This is a genomic window from Algoriphagus locisalis (genome assembly GCF_900116615.1).
Classification (GTDB): Bacteria; Bacteroidota; Bacteroidia; order Cytophagales; family Cyclobacteriaceae; genus Algoriphagus; species Algoriphagus locisalis.
The window spans coordinates 238,974-256,801 of sequence record NZ_FPBF01000001.1 but is presented as its reverse complement, the minus strand read 5'-3'; the positions used below and the strand labels follow the sequence as shown (position 1 = coordinate 256,801).

Here is a 17,828-nt window from a genome sequence, read left to right as displayed (position 1 = left end):
TTCAGGATGTAATAGTCTCTTTTAGGTCAATTGTTTCCACAGGCTTTTTACTACTTGATTTCTGAGGCTTTATTTTACTAGGTCTAATGTAAATTAAACTCAAGCCAATAAACAACGGGGTTACATAAGTTCGCATTGCTGCATGAAATGAGGTATAAAGAGCGATTATAAAAAAAGCTACCATTATCCCTTTCTCCATTGGAGTTTGCTTTTTCAGCAGTATTAATAGTAAGACATAGAGAAGTAAGACAAAATATAAGGCTCCGAGAAGCCCATGCTCCGAGACCAATCGGCTCATTTCAACATGGGATAAATAAAAGTGACTGAAATCCCTCATATAAGAAGAAGCGCCTGCCCCGACCCCAAAAATGGGAGAGCTATCCCACAATTCTAAATCCTCCAAAAAAATATCAACACGACCCGTAGTTATAGAATTTAAGGATTTCTCTTTAGTACCAGCTAATGTTCCTGCTGTTTCGCCCAAATACCTGAGTCCTAAAAGCCCACCTGTGATGCTATCAGCAATCTGGAAAGTGGTAATAGCTAAAAACAAAGAAAGTAAAAATGCCTTTCCCAAATGCGGTAATCTAAATTGTGCCTTTTTCCTATTGGGAGTTTTCACAACAAAATAAACTAAAATTATAATCCCAAGTAATCCTCCTAATATCCCTCCTCTGGAGAAGGTAAGCAATCCCTGAAAGCCAAATAAAAAGAATAAAAGGAAATCTGTAATTCTATACCCGGTTAGATTCCACTTGTTAACCAGAAAAATAAAAGAAATGAACATGCCCAATCCTAAGATAGTTGACACCTGATTTGAGCCACCTCCGCCACTGGTGGCAAAGTTTGCGCCCAAACTAAACTCCATTTCATCATAGGAAGGGGTTTTGAAAATGGTGGACGCCAAAATAGCAACAAGAGGAAGAATACTTATCCTAAGCAATCTTATCAGCTGGATCTTGGAAAGAGATTTTCCATAAAAAACCCAAATTGCCAATGCTACGTTGATAGGCCCCATCAAATTAAAAATCAATGTACTCCGATTTACTTCTCCAGATTTATCAAAAAACATGGCGGGTAGAAGCAAAAGCAACATAACCAATCCAATAATACTCTTGGATTTGAACTTGTAAAGACCAATACAGAGCATTGAAAACAACAAATATTTGCCTAGTTCATAAGGAATAAAAGGTGACGTCTGGGACATTCTCGCCAATAGCTCAAAAGAAGTCAAATAAGCTATAAAAACACAAAAAGGGTATATAGTCTTACTTTTTAAGACTATATAAAATGAGGAGAAGAAGACTATGTAAAACCAAGCTATTAATCCAAATGGAGTAATAGAAGAAATTATTCCTAACACCACATGGAATAATATCCACTGAAAATGTGCTCCAGACGTAACGATCTGCTTTATCATACAGGAATAGATGAAATTTTCTCCCGTTTCAATTCAGGCAATGCTATAGGCAGGTATTTATTAAAAAAATTCAAATAGCCATAATTAACCTCTACGTGTTTTTTAAACTGTTGGCCTTGTAAAGCAGCTTGAGGGTAATCCGCACATATTTTCAAAATAGCCTGATGAAGTTTTTCGGGAGATTTTGCCGGGACTAACTCTCCGAATTGTCCATGACCTAAAACATCTCCACATTGGCCTACATCTGTGGCAATAGTAGGTAACGCTCCCATTCCATATTCCAACAACGCTACGGGAAGGCCTTCAGACTCCGAGCTCAAAATACCTATATGTGCCATCTCTATGTATGGAGCGACGTTATTAACCGGACCAACTATCTGTACCTGCTCTTCCAAGCCTAGTCTGATTATTTCACTTTGGATCTTTTCCTTCCAGTCTATTTCTACATACTCTCCTAAAAAGTATGCTTTGAAATCACCAATTTTCTCCTTCAGCCCCACAAGAGCTCTTAGCAGTGTAAGTTGATCCTTTTGCTTTCTGAAGTTCGCAATATTGATAATTCGAAATTGATCCTTCTTTTTTCTAGTAAGTTCCTCAGAAATATTTCCAGAGAAATTCTCAATATAGTAAACTTTATCCCTCATGGAAGGAAATCTGTTTTGCCAATATGATTTGATTTTCTCATTGACAGTGATAATGACATCAATAGAGCCTATCAGCAAGTTCATTTCTTTTCTTGGATATTGATCAATTTTTTCACTCATCCCAAAGTGATCGTGCCATATCAATTTAGTTCTTGGTAAAAAAAATTTAAGAAGAACAGCCCAGAAGATGGACGTCTGATGCGCATGGAGTACATCCGGAGCTTCAGTTCTTAGTAAAACTACTATTCTATAAAAAGTAATAAGATCAAGTTTCCCTTTTTTGCTAAACAATCTTTTTTTCACTGAAGATTTCAGGTACTGCTCAAGCCCTCCCGATTCCCGTGTAATAATCAAACCGCTTTCCACTCCAAAATCCAACAAGTAATTGGCAATATTTACAGACATACGTTCTGTCCCCCCCATGCTTAAGGAATCAACCAATTGAATAATCTTCGGCATATGTCTGCTTTCTTTTGCCATTAATTTGACTTGGCAATCACTACCAAGCTAAATCCGAAAGTTTTAGAATACAGCCATGGATTTATCATGTACAAGAGTCTTTTCAGCGGTGAAAAAACCTTCTGCAGGATAGTTTCATTGTTAGAAGGCGCGCTGATGGTTTCTTTAGAAAAATCGTAATCCAAAATCTGCAATCCTGCCATCGTCACCATATTTAACGCTGAATTCAAATCCAAGAAAATTAAATGTCCAGGATTTTGAATTTTCTGACGTTGAAGGCCCCTGATATTGACACTAAGACAATTATCCAAGGGAATATGGAATGCAACTAACTTCCCCTTTTTTGACACTTTTTTAATAAAATCCACCGGATCAGGCACATGCTCAAAAACGTCTGTCAAGGTAATGAGATCAGTTTGGGTTCCTATTTCAATAAAATCACCATGTTCAAAAGTTACGTTTTCAATCTTTATATCATTCACATGGGGAGAAATATCATATCCTTTGACTTCTTGGAGGTTAACTCCATTTTTGGATAATTCATCTGCAATTCCCAACAAAACACCCCCAGCGCCACAGCCTACGTCAGAATAAGACCGTAATGTGATTTCATTCTTTTTTAAGATTGGCAACAACAACCTTATGATAGCTTTGACTTTAAAATCGGAATCTTCTAAATGTCTTTTGCTATTGGCAAAATAGGTACCTTCTTTATACATGATTGATTAACTTCTGAAGTTCCAGTTCAAAGCTTTCTTTAGTAAACCCTCTGGACCATTCTTTAGCCAATTTGGATTTTCTTTTATACTCTTCCGGTTTCTCGATATAATACTTAATTCTATTCACTGCATCTGGGGGATTGAAGTCTATTAAATCTCCTCGCTCGCCATAGCCTAGCATATCTGCGACGCAAGATACAGGAGTTGTGATGGGAAGGCAACCAAAAAACATTGATTCAGCGACAACTTTAGGCCAACCTTCACTTTCGGATAAAAATATGAGAAAGTGGGATGCCTTATATTTCGATTTCAAGGTTTCGCTGGTCACATTCCCGCACAATTTGATCTTTTCAGTCAGATTTCGATCCTCAATGAATTTTAGTAATTCCTCTTTCTGAGCTCCCTCACCACAAAATTCAAGTTCAAAATCAACTCCGTGCTTAGCTAAAACCTCTCCTACTTCAGCTGCCATTAGCGGATTTTTACCTTTGACTAACGCTCCTACAAAAAGTAATTTCAATTTTATTGAAGCCTCTATAGGTTTTCTGGTATCTTCCTGGGACTCCGTGCTTTCGTAAGAAAAGGTGAAAAATGGAACAATATTACCTGTTTGATTGGGCCAATTCCCATAGGTCAAAACATGCATATTTTTTGAAAAACCGGGATCTGAAATAAGACGCTGTTGTAATTTATAGGTATAAGGCTGTGAACTTGATGGATCCCAATTCCCCGCATATTTGGCTGTCTTATTTTTTCCCGGGAAAAACCATTGTAAGAAAGCTCCTAATAGCCCCATATTTCCTGGGCATCGTAGGTGAATATGGTCCGCTAAGCGCATAGCTCTTACGGTAGTGATGATCGTTGCGGGTAGCGATAAAATTGTGGAAATCTTACCCGACCAAGATGTCAGGTTTATTTCATGGACAGAAAGAAATCGAATATTATCATGTTCATAAGGCAAGTCAATTGGATTTAGCACACCATCTATTGAAAGGGGGGCAATGATAGTTACAGAAGAAAAGAATTTGATCCAAATATTCATTTCCCGGACATAGGGTCCATAGGCATAATACTTTCCTCCTCTATGTATATGATGCACATGAGATAGAATCAAAAAATTCATTCAGCCACTACTGTCTTGAACAGCTCAATATTATCTAGAACGAGCTTGTCAATTGCAAACCTCTGCAAAACATCTTCTCTAGCTGCTTTCGCCATTTGTAAGTTATGATCCTTATTACTCAGCATCTCCAGCAAAACATTCTCAACACTTTCCACACTTCTAGGATCGCATACCCTACCAGTGACATTATCATTGACCACTTCAGGGCCTGGTCCTAGGCTAGAACCTAAGAATGCTTTCCCCATGCTCAGCACCTCGATCCACGCAAGAGGCATGGCTTCCATATGGGACGGGTAAGCGCAAATCTCAGCTTCTTCCATATAGTTTGGTAATTCATGGTTGGGAACAGGTCCTAAGAACTTAATGGATTCTTTAACTTCTTTATCAATCTGAGATTTTTTAAGGTAATCGATATAAGAACTGCCATCAGGAAAATGCCAATCTCTCCCAGCAATAAATAATTCACTCTCAGGGTACAGCTTTTTGATTTTAGGGAAGGCCAATATCAACTGTCTTACGCCCTTTTTCTCACAAACAGTACCTGCAAAAAAGATTCTTCCAGGAATAATTTTTGAGGGGTCTGCCTCATGGAAATTTTCAAGATTTGCTGGATTATAAATAACAGGGCCTTTTTTATCAGCAAAATCCAAATACTTTAAAGTATGATTTATCACATATTCACTAACTCCAAAAACTAAGTCTGCCTTCTTAAAAGATCTTTTTTCCTGAAATCCTTTCCATGGGTCAATACATCTATTTTCAGATTCAGAAAAGAAGTGATGACCTCCATTCATTCGAATTAAATACTTTATTCCAGGTATTTTTCGAATAAAAGCCAATCCCAACTCTGTTGACTCTACAATTGAGATAGGATTTTTTTGATGTATCTCTTTTATTTTAGAATTGATAGAATCAAATGACAAATACCAAGTGATGGGTTTAAATTTCCTTGGCTTTAGTCTATAAATAAACACTCCTTGGTCCACTGCCTCTTCGTAATCCTCCGTATAATTTAACCCAACAATGGACACCCGGATATTGTGTTTGACTAGGTTCCTCGCAAGTATCTGAAGAAAAGTACCTACTCCTCCATGAGCGAACCCTGGTTTAGGATATTCACTTGATAAAAAACAGATATGCATTCGTAATATATTTACTTAATTCTGAGTAATAGGTTAATTATCTAAAAGTGAATTCAAAAATTCAGTTAATTGGCTAGAAGAAAGATTCTCGGATCTGTTTGAGGCTATCTTTTCTCTCCAATCTCTTTTTTGGGTTGCAAAGCTTTCAGGCGCTTTCAAAACTTCTTTCAACAAGCTTTTTAAACTATCTTTTTCATTTGCAAAAATAACAGCATCTAACCCTTCAAATGACCTAAAATGCTGAAATTGATAGACTGTCTCTGTACTCCAGTTTTTATCTATTTCCGTGTCATATGCCAAAAATATCGTAGGCTTATCAAAATAAGAAAAATCAAGACCAATTGTAGATCCAATATTAATCGAAAACTCACAATGATAGCAAAGGTTCAACAATAGTTTAATATCATCAAAAAGAGGATAAAAGCTCATCCAGTTAGCTCCTTTCACCCATTTAGGAGGGATATGGACAACGTTAGTGAATCTATCTAATATATGTTGATATCGCTCAACGCTGCAAACCGGCACTTGCCTAAATAGGACAGTAACTTGACTGTCAGACTCTAAAGCACTGACCACATCTTCCAAATATTTAGGATCATGAGGAGAAGTCAACTCATCATCACCTGAGAAAAGAATCCACTTTTTGGACACATCCAATCCGTAATCAGTTGCAAAATCACTTCTTGATTGCAATAAGTCCTTATGGAAATGAAAGTCAAATTGGGGGGTGCCAACTACGTGAACTTTATTTTGATGAATTTCAGGATAATAATCCAACATTTCTGATTTCATATAATCAGACCAAACGGCATAAAAATCTGTTCTTAGTGGAAGTCTTGCTTTTGGAAGATTATCCCAAGAAAAAATAGCAGTAACAGTTTTGATTCCTAAATCGCCTGCGGCAAGGCAAAGTGGTTCCAAATTAGAAACTCTTTGATGAGTAATAAAAATCAAATCTGGCTCAATTGTTAAAAGATCCCTTTTAAACTCTTTATATGCCGCACTTTTTTTCCATTTTAACCTATTAAGTTCTTCGATATATTTAATTCCATCGTAAGATGATAATGTTGCTCCAGCTACCTCTGTTGCAATTTGAAAAACTCGTTTAAAAGCATTATTCTTTACTTTAAACCAATTAGTAAGTATAGTTGGATTCTGTTTTATTTTAGCATTATACTTTAATCTAGCATAAGTTGATGATTCTCTCAAAAATTGTTGAAATCTTGACTCTACTGGTTTCTTTAATTGCTCATCTGCTAGAGAAATTCCTCTCTCATTCTTTACATAATCAATGATTTTAGGTTCTAGATTATGAAGTAAATGAATTTGAAAACCTTGATTTTCTAATTTCAAAAACAAATCTGAATATAGATAGTTTCTTATTCCAATTCCATCAGGAACTACAAATAGAATTTTCTTATTCACTTGCTGAATTATTATTTGGCGTAAAAATTTTGCTCGCTAAATTATTGAAATTCTCAACAGAGAAATACTCACCAAAAACAGGATACATTGTATTATTATCTCTTATTTTTTGAATTGAGGATAAAACGGCTCGTTTAATATCTATCAATGATCCAGCAAGGGCAAAAGAGGATTGGTCAACCAACAAATTTCTCAATTCACTTTCTTCTGGGCCTAAGACCAATACACCACGATTCACATAATCCAACAAAGGGGCCTTCCCTACTAATATATTACTGTAATTTCCAGAAGGTTCTAGTATCAAATTGATATCTGCAATTTCTTTAGCTTCCCAAAAAGCAACTTGAGATGGCACTTGAGGAAGAATCTGAAGGATTTCCATATCCTTATACTTAGTTTTTATCCTTTCCACATCATTTCCTTTAATCCTAAGAATCAATTTGACTTGATCTTTGAAATCCGGGGATTCTACCATCAAATCCTTGCAGGCATCCAAAAAGTAATCAATCTTCCTTCCTAATTGTATCGCCCCATGATACATAAAAGTGATTTTACCTGATTCCTTTTTTAGTTTAGGTCCATTGAAAACGGAGAAAACTTCTGGAGCAAATTGATGAGGTAAGGTGAAAAAATTCCGATTACTCTTATATAAGAATCTAAGATCCTTACTCAGCAAATTGGAAGGTGTAACACATTTAAAACCCAAATCGATCAGAGATTTCATATCCTTAAATTCATTTTCAGACCGCTTAGAAAATGGTCCGGAATACCCAGGATCCCAAAAAACAGGATAGGGGTCATGAAAAAACAGGACAATTTTATCTTTTAAATAATCGAACTTTTTAAATGCCCTTAAAGACAGGAATGACTGACCACTACTTCTTACAGCAATAAAATCATAATTTTCAAATCGAACATTAGATAAAATTTTTTCCATTTTGGAGAGCTTTACCTTATCTTCCAAAGACTTCCCAAAAATTTTGTGACCTAATTTCTCGACAAATTTAGAGATCTTGTTTTTGGAAAATAAAATATCATGCTCCCAAACCTGGTTTAAAGGCAACATATCTATTTCATGATCACTACTTTCTTTTTTTAAGTATAACAAATCAACTTTTTCCACATCTGGATGTAAAGCTAACCTGTAAACAAATGACCTACTTACTTGCCCTTCGCTTGTTCCAGAAACCCTTAAATCCTCGGCAACAACTAATAATCTCACAGATCTTTCTACTTATTATCCTTTTCTAAAATACTTTCTATGCTTTTTTTAAATAGTAGTTCTGATTTACTTCTTTCAAAGTCTCTCAAAAAAATCTCTCTACTATTTCGGCCATGGCTTGACACTAGCTCCCTATCAAAAATATATTTTTCCATTTCAATAGCCAAATCAGATGCAGAGCAGTGAACTGGTAATATGTAACCATTCACATCCTCAAATACTCTATTAGGAACATCACCTACCCTAGTAGAAATAATAGGTTTTCTTGAAGCCATAGCCTCCAGTACTACCAATGGCCCACCTTCAAAAGATGATGTCATAATGAAAACGTCTATCTCTTTGAAACATATGTCTCTTTTATCAAAAGCGAATCCTCCCTTAAATGAAACAATATTATCTAATCCATTGTCTTTGGATATTTTTTTAAGATTAGTCAACTCTGGACCATCTCCATATAAGCTAAACTCAACTTTAATAGCTTTACGTTTCAGAATGATTAAAGCTTCCAAAATAACTTTAAAATTCTTACCTACGTCAATTCTACCTAGTCCACCAAATTTAACTACTTCATTTTTTACTGGGGAAATTGAGAGAAAATCGCTTTGTCCTATATAAATCCATTGCTTAATAATATAATAGCTAGAATCGGGATAGTTTTTCAATAAATAATCTTCCTTTTCTTTTGCCGAGATCAAGAAAAATCCATTTTTCTCAAGTTGCTGATAAAACAAATTATTTTTTGGGTGAAAGATGGATGATTCATGATAGACAAATTTAACGTTCGCCTTTTGGCATAAGTCCAGAACGTGGGGAAGCAAAATTCGAGGACTAATGCCTGCAAAACATAGATCAAAATTCTTAAGAATAGAACTCAACCATGAATCAAAAAGATGAGGGAAATCCCGAAAACAATAAGCCAAGCTTTGTTTAAACGCAAAGCCAGATTTGACATAAATTTTCAAAAATTGCTTGCTTGAAAGTACCTTTTTAAGTTTTACTAAACTCCAGGCAACTTTTGGAAGTTCTTCGAATTCAGCAGATTTCAAAAGACAAAAAAAATTCAGGATTTCCACCTCAAAACTAGGATCAGAATTCAAAAAATTGGCAAAACCTATATTTTCTAATTCTTGTCCACCAGGCATTGAAATTCCAGGGATAAGGAACAAAATCCTTTTCCTAATATTTCTCATTATTATGGTTTGTAGTTAATCTTAAATTTGAATTTTAAAATCTTATGAAACTGGGAATGAAAAAAATAAAATAACTTTAGCATTAATGATTTAGATCGATGAGCCAAAAGAAATTGGTATGTGATATACCTATCCCATTCTCCTTTTTGGTCTATAAAATCAGCATAAATTTTCAACCTATTAGATTGCTTGTTAAATGCATTGGTAGATCTCAAAAGAGATGTTTCCAGCACTCTATATTTTACATCTACCTGGAATAGACCCTTTATAGAATATCTTTGAGCCATTTTTAAAAAAAGATCCAAGTCTTCCATCATAGATTCTGGGTTATAACCACCCACACGGATTGCATATTCTTTTTTAACCAAAACGGTTGGTGCTACAATGAAATAATCCATTAAAAGCATTGGGAAAATCATCCCTGACGGTAATTGAGAGGCTTCTTGCCAATCTCTTTCTTGAAAAAATGTGGGTGCATTGATTTCAACACCCTTCTCATCTATTTTGACCGCGTCTGAATATACTACTCCGAGCCTATCATCTGAGTTTTGAAAAGTAATGATTTGAGAAGCTATCTTGCCAGGCATCAGCACATCGTCGCAGCTCAGAATCTGATAATATTCGCCATCTGCCAGCTTCAATGCATCATTTGCATTTTCTGTTATTTTCTTTGTTTCGGACTGGAATAGGGTTTTTACCTTGACTTCCGGATTTCTTTGAATCCAATCCTTAATCTTAACAACACTCTCATCATTTGAAAAAGCATCAACAATAATGAGCTCAATAGATTTGTAGGTTTGACCAACTACGCTGTCGAGGGTCTCTTCCAAAAAGGAAGCATGATTATAGGCAATCGCAATTATGCTGACTAAGGGATCTTCGTTATTTGAAAAACTATCCAGAGCGATATTCATTTAATACTGTTATCACGTGATCAACTTCCTCTTTCTCCATAACCGGACTGATCGGTATACTCAGAATTTGCTCATGAATTAATTCTGTAAGAGGTAGGCTCAGATGAGCATATTCTGTATAAGCATCTTGCTTATGAAAAGGGACAGGGTAATGAATCAACGTTTGAATACCGTTGGATTCAGCATAATCTATCAAGTTTTGTCTTTGTTCGCAGCGAATTGCAAATACGTGATAAACATGATCTGTCTTTGCTTGCTTGTGATCAGGTAAAATCAAATGAGGGTTTTTGATTTCATCAAGGTACCTCTGTGCTATTTTCCTACGAACTGCATTCTCCTGATCAATATATTTCAACTTAATAAGCAGTACAGCAGCCTGAATTTCATCCAATCTAGAATTCACTCCTTTGACCTCATTATAGTACTTTTTCTTACTGCCATAATTACCCATTGTTTTTATGGTAGTAGCTAATGCCTCATCAGAGGTTGTAACAGCTCCAGCATCCCCTAGAGCCCCCATGTTTTTTCCGGGATAAAACGAAAAGGCTGCAGCATGCGAAAGATTACCAGCTTTGATCCCTCTGTCATCTATCGCACCATGTGATTGGGCACAATCTTCAACAAGTATTAAGTTTCTCTCATCAGCAAGTGCCATCAATTCCTTCATCGGACTCAGTTTACCATATAGATGTACAGCCAAAATAGCTTTCGTTTTGTCTGTAATAGCATCCTTTACATTTTTGACATTAAGGTTATAACTCTCCGCGTCCGGTTCTACAAAAACAGGTGTTAAACCCGCTATGGATATTGAAAGAATCGAAGCTATGTAAGTATTCGCCTGCACGATAACCTCATCCCCGTCTTTTAGGATGCCTAATTCCTTATATCCTTTAAATATTAAAATTAAAGCATCCAATCCATTTGCTACCCCAACACAATGCGAAGTACCACAATAGCCTGCAAATTGCTGTTCAAATTCATCATGAAACTTACCTCTAATGTACCAGCCATTTAAAAGCACTTGCTCTAGAATTTGCTTCAATTCAGCTTCATGAGCAAGGTTGATTTTTTTGAGATCCAGAAATTTTACCATTGTGATTTAATCATAGATTTAAAACTCTTGATGTTCTACCATTGATCTAAATGTTTTGCTTTGGGCTAAGAGGGATGCAAAAGTCCCTCTAGATTCAACCTCACCATCCTTCATCAAAAGGATTTCATCAGCGTTTTTCACGGTACTAAGTCTATGTGCAATTAGAACAATATTGCAGCTGCCTTTGAGTGAATCGATGTTTTGCTGGATCATTTTCTCGGTTTCACTATCTAAAGCGGAAGTTGCCTCATCAAAAATCAAAAGCTGAGCCTCTTTATACAATTCTCTGGCAATAGAAATTCTTTGCTTTTGCCCACCACTTATTAATGATCCACTATCCCCCAATATTGTTTCTTCTTTCTCAGGGAGCGATTCTAGAAGCTCGTTTAGGTTGGCCAATTTTAAAGCGTTGGAAAATTTGGTTAAATTTTCTTTTGTCTTCGCTGCCCAAAAAGTCACGTTGTTAAAAATAGTATCATTGAAAATAACCGCCTCTTGCGTTATGTAGCCAATTTTAGAGCGATAACTAGCCAAATTAAAAGATCGCAAAGGCTCTCCATTCAGGAGGAATTCTCCTGATGTAGGATGTATAAGTCCAACTAGTAAATTGGTAAGTGTCGTTTTTCCACTTCCACTTTTACCTACAAGAGCATAGGATCTGTTATTTTCAATATTCAGGTTGATGTTATTCAGAACCTTTTTTTCAGAAGAATAATAGAAACCTACATTATTCAATGATATGGTATTCAATTCAATGACCTGCTTAGTTGACTCATCTTTTTCTTGTCCTTTATCCAAGTCTTCCAAAAGCTCCAAACCAACATGCAATCCTCCAAGATTAGCTGTAAAGGCTTGCCAGCTTGTCTGCACAAGCATAATGAAATTCAAAGCTCTGTAAAAAAACATCAGGCTCAGAAAAATTGCAGCAATGTTTCCGTTTAAAATCTTGATTTCAACTAAGATTGCCCCAACCACAATAGCCATTACTAAAGGTTCCCTTGCTGCCATCAGTATTGCGTTAAAAATCCCAATTTTCTTTTGCTCCAACTCTATCTGATCTACATAAGTTTTAAGTTTGATCTTATATTTCTGAAAGTAATTGGTGGCTTTCAGGTACTTAAAATTATGAACAGCTTGAATAAGGGAAGACTGATACTTATGACTGAGCTTGCTGTTGTTTACAGAAGCTGATTCAGTGTACTTGAAAATAATCTTAAAAATAAAATTGGACAGGTATCCCCCTACGCTCACTACTAATGCAAACTGAAAGTTGGCTAACAAAGCCAAGACAATATAAACCAATAATAATACAAATGCCTGAAGGGTATTGAAGTAGGCTACATAAGCAGAGACAATTTTATAAATTTCCCCTGATAACGTATTTTGAACTCTACCTGCATCCAATCCCAAAAACTCCCGATACTCCATATTACCGAGACTATCCACCATTTGGTATCTGATTTTCTTTACAAAAAACATTTGGACCAGCACTTTGTAATGACTCTCCAGATACTTAAATATCCCTTTTACTAAAAAAATAAGTAATAGAAATAACAAAATAACTACGGCTGTGAGGTCTAAGCCAATCCAAGAAATAAAGTCTAAAAGGAAATCTAAAGACCCAAGAGACTCCGCAGCCTCAGCTTTATCTATCTGAGCCTTTCCGGCAACTTGTATCAGCGGAATAAACAAAGCCAATCCAAAGCCATCCAAGAATCCTCCTACAAGACTTAAAACAACAAGCAAGATGATCTTATTTCCTAGATAGGAATAGAAGAATAGAAAATGCTTAAAGTATTTAGAAATCAATTTCACTTAAAACTGATCCAGCTTACTTTTTTGAAACTTTATCGTCACTATAATACCCATAGCCATAGCCATAATTATAGCCATAACCGTAAGTTACTGCTCTTCCATCCACACCATTGAACAAGGCGTAAATATTCTTTATTCCCTTACCCGTTTTCAGCCCGTTAAGTGCAGTGACAAAATTTCGCTGACTATAATCTTGTCTGAAGACAAATAGTGTGAGGTCTACAAAGTTCAAAAGTTCGATTGTTTCACTTACAAGTCCTATAGGAGGGGTATCTAATATGATCACATCATATACTTGCTTCAACTCATTCACTAATTTCTCGAATTGCTCACCAGATAAAAGTTCTGCTGGATTAGGGGGAATAGGGCCAGAAACGATTACATCTAAATTATCAAAACCCGATTTTTGGACACCATCTTGCCAATGTTCTACTTGTTCACTTAGAATAGTTGATAGTCCTATGTTATTTTTAATGCCAAAATCATCAAATATCTTAGGTTTCCTCATGTCGCAACCCACAAGGACTGTTTTCTTGCCAGTCAAGGAATACCCCGAAGCTAAGTTCATAGCGCAAAAGGTCTTCCCTTCACTAGAAATAGTCGAAGTAAGCATAATGGTGACTTGCTTATCTTTTTGCATTAAATAACGAATATTCGCTCTTAATGATCTAAAAGATTCTGCAATACCTGATTTTCCATTGTTAAAAACCACCAGGTTGTTTTCCTCTTTATTTTTGAGAATGGTTGCTATTACAGGTATTTTAAGCTTCTTCTCCAAGTAAGAAATATCTTCAATTCTTACTCTAAATAACTCCCTTACAATAACATATAAAATAGGTAACAGTAATCCTATCAGAAATGCAATCATATAATTCCTTAACGGTTTTGGTGTGACTGGACCACCAATAGTTTTAGCGAATTCAATGATTTTATTATTTGGTCGATTGGAAGCCTTGGTTATTGCTGACTCAGCTCTCTTTTCACTTAAAAAATTATAAATACTCTCCGATAAGTCTGCTTGCCTCTGTAATCCTATTAAATTTTGCTCAGCTTGTGGTAAGCTTCTAAAAGAGGTTTCAATTTCGGCCTTTCTCCGCTCCAGATCATTGATTGTCATTTTATTATTCAAATCAACATTATCCAAAATTTCACGGATAGATTTATTTAGGTCATCCAGTTTTTTATTTGCTTCTCTAACCGAAGGTGAAAGTTCGGTTTGCGTGGCCATCAGTCTTGATCGGTCCACTTGGACTGCAAGCAAATTTTCAATTAACCCGTTCAAATAGGGGTCTTCAATTCCTAATCCAGAAGGTACAATTATCTCATTATAATTCTCCCGAACTAAATAATCCTTGAGACTTTGGTAATACCTGCTTTTTAAACTTGCATTCGCTAATTCAGTTTCAATTTCTGTAAGATTACTGTAAACTGTATTACTCTCATTGTTTAAGTTATAGATCTTATTATTTGATCGAAATGACTGTAGTTTGTTTTCAAATTGTGAGAGGGAATCCGCAACACCAGCCACTTGCTTGTCGATAAAGTTAATGGTACGGTTTGCAATGTCATTTTTCTCTTGAAGCTCTAATTCAAGATAAGTCGCCATTAAGGCATCCAGGTACGTCTGTCCCTTATCTACATTAGGAACATTCATACTTAAATTTAAAATGGAAGAGTTTTTTTCTTCTAAATCTACGATCAGGCCACTCGAATACTTATTAATGAGGTAAGTGTTATTTCGTACGGTATAAAATGCGTTCCCTGAATCCTGATTTGAAGTGTTATTAATTTTAATTTTAAATTGAGGGTTTTCTACCCACTCATTAAATTTATAAGGTCCACCTAGATTCGGAACAGCCTTGGCCATACTTCCATCTGGGAAATATTGTGTGAAATTATCATCTTCGAAAACAAGACTGTACTCATTTGGGTTTTCCCAAACCACTTTAACCATCCCATTTATGAGCTGAGGGAATTCCCAATCTACTTCTACGACTAGTGGAGTTTTTCTAAAAATTTCTTTCTTTACAAATCTTCCCTCTTCAAAATACTCTACGTCAAAATCCAATTGAATCAGGGTTGCTTCTGCTATAGGCCGTGATTTTAGAATAATAATCTCATTGGTTATCCCTATCCCCTGCTGTCCACCGATAGCAGCTGGACTATCAAATAAGGACAATGCACTTTCCTCTTCTTTGATAAAAAATTTACTAGATACTAAATATGTGGGTGCCGTTGTGCTGGTATAATAAAAAGCTACTCCAATAAACAGGATAATGCTGCCTAAAATAATTGGCCAGATTTTTAAAATTTTAGGAAAGAGTGTCTTTATATCAAAACTGCTTTCTTCCTCATGGAAAAAATCGCTATCCTCTTGGTCGAAACTCATAATAAATATATGGGAATGTTAATTTTTAATTAATGTAAGCACGAGCGCAATCGCTGTAATAGTTGTGGTCAACAATGTCAATGTCTCTACCACATTTGTTCCTGCACCTAGCTCTCTGACCTTCATCGGCTCAGCATAAATCATGTCATTAGGTTTAAGAAAATAAAACTCGGAACCCAGTAACTCTCTGTCTAAAAGATTGATTTTGTGAACTTGAGACCCATCAGGATATTGCCTAATGAGCATTACCTTGTCTCGCTTTGCTACTGTAGTCAAATCACCAGCAAATGCAATTGCTTCATAAATTGTAACTCTATTTTGGAGGATTGTAAATTTACCCGGTGATCTGAATTCTCCTAACGCACTAAAACGTACTCCTCCTAATCTTACTCTTATAAAAAATTCGTTTGCATTGACGTATTTAAGCACTTCCTGTTCTACCAAGACTTTAGCTTGACCAGTGGATAAACCAAGAAGTTTTACTTCCCCGATTAAGGGGATCTCCACCATGCCTTGCTCATCAATGGTGTACCCGTTCATAAAGAATGCATCACCGGCACCTTGACTGCCTCCCATTTGAGCTGAAGCTTGGGAATCATCTGCTATTGAACCAAAAATAGCATTAAGCTCTGGACTTGTAGTTTTAATTGTAACTTCTACAATATCATTGATTTGCAATAAATACTCCTCTGTTTCATAAGCATATTTACCACTAGACTCAACTAATGGGCCTGGTGATTCAGCGAGTTCCTGCATATAAATCATCTTTTTATTAGGAACGCATGAAAAGAGCATCAAACTCATAAGCCCTGTTACTACTAATAATCGGTAAAGTTTAAACATGGAATAAATAAGAGAGTAAGAAAAAAGAAGATTTTATTGATTTGGCTCAAAAATAAGAATTAATCAGAACTATTGACGCTTATTTGAGCAAAGGATGTATGGGTCAGAAATTATAGACGTGCGTCTATTCGTTTTTTATCTAAAAACCCTTTCACGTCGTACACCACTTGATTTTTGGACTTCTCAATCGAAAGACTTGCAAACTCTTTATGGGAAACCGCAAGAATAATTGCAGAATACTGAGAAAGGTCAGGAGCCTTTGCACCTGAAATAATTTCAATCCCGTATTCATGACTTACTTCAGAAGGATTTGCCCAAGGATCATACACATCCACATTAATGTCATAGGTTTTGAGTTCCTGATAAATATCAATAACTCGAGTATTGCGCACATCTGGGCAATCTTCTTTAAACGTGAAACCCAGAATCATAACTTTGGCATCGATCACTTTGAGATCCTTGCGCATCATGAGTTTCACCACTTCAGTAGCTACATGCTTGCCCATGGAATCATTCAGTCTTCTACCTGCCAGAATAATCTCCGGATGATACCCCAGTTCCTGAGCCTTTTGTGCAAGGTAAAAAGGATCGACTCCAATACAATGCCCACCAACCAAACCTGGTTTAAACTTCAGGAAATTCCATTTGGTACCTGCTGCTTCTAGGACTTCTGTAGTATCTATTCCCATCAGGTTGAAAATCTTGGAAAGTTCATTGACAAAAGCAATATTGATATCCCGCTGTGAGTTTTCAATCACCTTGGCAGCTTCAGCCACTTTTATAGAGGAAGCTTTGTGTGTGCCGGCAGTAATCACAGTTCGGTAAAGCTGATCTACAAACTCAGCAATCTCTGGCGTAGAACCTGAGGTTACTTTAAGGATCTTAGCCACAGTATGTTCCTTATCTCCCGGATTGATACGCTCTGGAGAGTATCCTGCAAAGAAGTCCTCGTTAAATTTCAATCCAGACACCTTTTCCAGCACTGGCACACATTCATCCTCTGTGACTCCCGGGTAAACTGTGGATTCGTAAATGACCACATCGCCTTTTTTCAGGAATTGGCCAATATTCTCCGAAGCTTTAAGCATCGGGGTAAGCACTGGCCGATTGTGTTTGTCTGTAGGAGTGGGAACGGTGACAATGTAAACTGTGCAATCCGAAAGATCTGAGGCATTGTAGGTAGGCAACAACCCCGTTTTTTGGGAATCCGAAAAAGCAGAAGCCGTCACGGATTGAAGCAAATCATCCTCCACTTCCAGGGTGTTATCCCTTCCAGCATTGATGTCACTTACCCGCTTGATATCAATATCAAAACCAACCGTAGGATATTTCTTAGCAAATTCTACAGCCAAAGGAAGGCCTACATATCCTAAGCCTATTATTGCGATTTTTACGTCTTGTAAATCTTTGATCATAATTGAGTTTCTTTC

The 17,828-nt window shown here is 36.3% G+C and carries 14 protein-coding genes; all 14 read right to left on the bottom strand.

What is annotated here, in order from left to right:
- Window position 1: 1 nt before the first annotated feature.
- The 14 genes from BM386_RS01075 to BM386_RS01010 all read right to left on the bottom strand — a co-directional run bounded on the left by BM386_RS01075 (window position 2) and on the right by BM386_RS01010 (window position 17,813).
- Window positions 2-1,420 (bottom strand): hypothetical protein, encoded by a 1,419-nt coding sequence (locus BM386_RS01075; RefSeq protein ID WP_139235811.1) that lies wholly within the window; start codon window positions 1,418-1,420, stop codon window positions 2-4.
- A complete protein-coding gene (locus tag BM386_RS01070; RefSeq protein ID WP_091691216.1) occupies window positions 1,417-2,544 on the bottom strand; it encodes a glycosyltransferase in 1,128 nt (375 codons plus the stop codon). The genes BM386_RS01075 and BM386_RS01070 overlap by 4 nt, the downstream gene beginning before the upstream one ends.
- Window positions 2,544-3,242, bottom strand: coding sequence for a class I SAM-dependent methyltransferase (locus BM386_RS01065; protein ID WP_091691215.1), 699 nt, complete (start codon window positions 3,240-3,242; stop codon window positions 2,544-2,546). Before BM386_RS01065 ends, BM386_RS01070 begins: the two co-directional genes overlap by 1 nt.
- A complete protein-coding gene (locus tag BM386_RS01060) occupies window positions 3,235-4,365 on the bottom strand; it encodes a glycosyltransferase (RefSeq protein ID WP_091691214.1) in 1,131 nt (376 codons plus the stop codon). The genes BM386_RS01065 and BM386_RS01060 overlap by 8 nt, the downstream gene beginning before the upstream one ends.
- A complete protein-coding gene (locus BM386_RS01055) occupies window positions 4,362-5,507 on the bottom strand; it encodes a glycosyltransferase family 4 protein (RefSeq protein ID WP_091691213.1) in 1,146 nt (381 codons plus the stop codon). Before BM386_RS01055 ends, BM386_RS01060 begins: the two co-directional genes overlap by 4 nt.
- 33 nt (window positions 5,508-5,540) lie before the next feature.
- Window positions 5,541-6,932: a glycosyltransferase family protein gene (locus BM386_RS01050; protein ID WP_091691212.1), complete on the bottom strand. Its 1,392-nt coding sequence runs from the start codon at window positions 6,930-6,932 to the stop codon at window positions 5,541-5,543.
- On the bottom strand, window positions 6,925-8,154 hold the full coding sequence (locus tag BM386_RS01045) for a glycosyltransferase family protein (RefSeq protein ID WP_091691211.1): 1,230 nt from the start codon (window positions 8,152-8,154) through the stop codon (window positions 6,925-6,927). The genes BM386_RS01050 and BM386_RS01045 overlap by 8 nt, the downstream gene beginning before the upstream one ends.
- A gap of 8 nt (window positions 8,155-8,162) precedes the next feature.
- Window positions 8,163-9,344, bottom strand: a complete 1,182-nt coding sequence (locus BM386_RS01040) for a glycosyltransferase (protein ID WP_091691210.1) — start codon at window positions 9,342-9,344, stop codon at window positions 8,163-8,165.
- A 2-nt stretch (window positions 9,345-9,346) separates the two neighbouring features.
- Window positions 9,347-10,258 (bottom strand): glycosyltransferase, encoded by a 912-nt coding sequence (locus BM386_RS01035; protein WP_091691209.1) that lies wholly within the window; start codon window positions 10,256-10,258, stop codon window positions 9,347-9,349.
- Window positions 10,239-11,351 carry a DegT/DnrJ/EryC1/StrS family aminotransferase gene (locus tag BM386_RS01030; protein WP_091691208.1) on the bottom strand — a complete coding sequence of 371 codons (1,113 nt, stop codon included), beginning with the start codon at window positions 11,349-11,351 and terminating at the stop codon, window positions 10,239-10,241. The genes BM386_RS01035 and BM386_RS01030 overlap by 20 nt, the downstream gene beginning before the upstream one ends.
- A gap of 18 nt (window positions 11,352-11,369) precedes the next feature.
- On the bottom strand, window positions 11,370-13,166 hold the full coding sequence (locus tag BM386_RS01025; RefSeq protein ID WP_091691207.1) for an ABC transporter ATP-binding protein: 1,797 nt from the start codon (window positions 13,164-13,166) through the stop codon (window positions 11,370-11,372).
- Between the two features lie 16 nt (window positions 13,167-13,182).
- Window positions 13,183-15,555, bottom strand: coding sequence for a GumC family protein (locus BM386_RS01020; protein ID WP_091691206.1), 2,373 nt, complete (start codon window positions 15,553-15,555; stop codon window positions 13,183-13,185).
- Between the two features lie 18 nt (window positions 15,556-15,573).
- A complete protein-coding gene (locus BM386_RS01015) occupies window positions 15,574-16,398 on the bottom strand; it encodes a polysaccharide biosynthesis/export family protein (protein ID WP_342029135.1) in 825 nt (274 codons plus the stop codon).
- Between the two features lie 110 nt (window positions 16,399-16,508).
- Complete coding sequence (locus tag BM386_RS01010) at window positions 16,509-17,813, bottom strand: nucleotide sugar dehydrogenase (protein WP_091691205.1); 1,305 nt, start codon at window positions 17,811-17,813, stop codon at window positions 16,509-16,511.
- Window positions 17,814-17,828 lie beyond the last annotated feature (15 nt).

Bases quoted from the DNA above. Each gene is read 5' to 3' on its own strand.
- BM386_RS01070 (WP_091691216.1), bottom strand. From the start codon at position 2,544: ATGGCAAAAGAAAGCAGACATATGCCGAAGATTATTCAATTGGTTGAT.
- BM386_RS01075 (WP_139235811.1), bottom strand. From the start codon at position 1,420: ATGATAAAGCAGATCGTTACGTCTGGAGCACATTTTCAGTGGATATTA.
- BM386_RS01040 (WP_091691210.1), bottom strand. From the start codon at position 9,344: ATGAGAAATATTAGGAAAAGGATTTTGTTCCTTATCCCTGGAATTTCA.
- BM386_RS01035 (WP_091691209.1), bottom strand. From the start codon at position 10,258: ATGAATATCGCTCTGGATAGTTTTTCAAATAACGAAGATCCCTTAGTC.
- BM386_RS01030 (WP_091691208.1), bottom strand. From the start codon at position 11,351: ATGGTAAAATTTCTGGATCTCAAAAAAATCAACCTTGCTCATGAAGCT.
- BM386_RS01060 (WP_091691214.1), bottom strand. From the start codon at position 4,365: ATGAATTTTTTGATTCTATCTCATGTGCATCATATACATAGAGGAGGA.
- BM386_RS01015 (WP_342029135.1), bottom strand. From the start codon at position 16,398: ATGTTTAAACTTTACCGATTATTAGTAGTAACAGGGCTTATGAGTTTG.
- BM386_RS01020 (WP_091691206.1), bottom strand. From the start codon at position 15,555: ATGAGTTTCGACCAAGAGGATAGCGATTTTTTCCATGAGGAAGAAAGC.
- BM386_RS01065 (WP_091691215.1), bottom strand. From the start codon at position 3,242: ATGTATAAAGAAGGTACCTATTTTGCCAATAGCAAAAGACATTTAGAA.
- BM386_RS01055 (WP_091691213.1), bottom strand. From the start codon at position 5,507: ATGCATATCTGTTTTTTATCAAGTGAATATCCTAAACCAGGGTTCGCT.
- BM386_RS01010 (WP_091691205.1), bottom strand. From the start codon at position 17,813: ATGATCAAAGATTTACAAGACGTAAAAATCGCAATAATAGGCTTAGGA.